We start from the raw sequence: 534 nt of genomic DNA, 5'->3' as shown, positions 1-534 counted from the left end.
CGATCATCGTCCGCGGCACGCCGATCGACTCCGACTTCCTGTCCTTCTCGCCGAAGCTGCAGATCGTCGCGCGCCATGGCGTCGGTTACGACGCGGTGAACGTGCCGGAGCTGAGCAAGCGCGGCATTCCCCTCACCGTCACGGCGGATGCCAACGCTCTCAGCGTGGCCGAGCACGCGATGATGCTGATGCTCAACATCGCCCGCGGCACCAAGGCCTACGACGCCAATACCCGCGATTTCAAATGGAGCACCACCGAGGCGCCCGTGACCTGGGACCTCTCGGGCATGACGGTCCTCGTGGTGGGCTTCGGCCGCATCGGCGGACGCGTCGCGCGGCTCTGCGCGGCCTTCGGCATGGATGTGGTCATCTGCGATCCTGCCGTGCCCATGAACACGGTGAAGGGCGCGGGCTTCCGCCACGTGAAGACGCTGCAGGAAGGCCTGGCGCAGGCCGATTGGGTGACCGTCCACTGCCCCTCCAATGCCGAGAATCGCGGCATGGTGAACGCGGAATTCCTCGCCGGCATGAAGC

Annotated in this window: 1 protein-coding gene; it reads left to right on the top strand. The window is 66.5% G+C overall.

What is annotated here, in order from left to right; genetic code table 11:
* Positions 1 to 534, top strand: a 534-nt coding sequence (locus AC1DWF_RS38145; protein WP_476843593.1) for an NAD(P)-dependent oxidoreductase, incomplete at both ends; no start/stop codon positions are given.

This window comes from Aminobacter sp. P4_D5 (genome assembly GCF_056401815.1).
The sequence above is the reverse complement of the archived record's forward strand: the minus strand, read 5'-3'. Positions and strand labels throughout refer to the sequence as shown.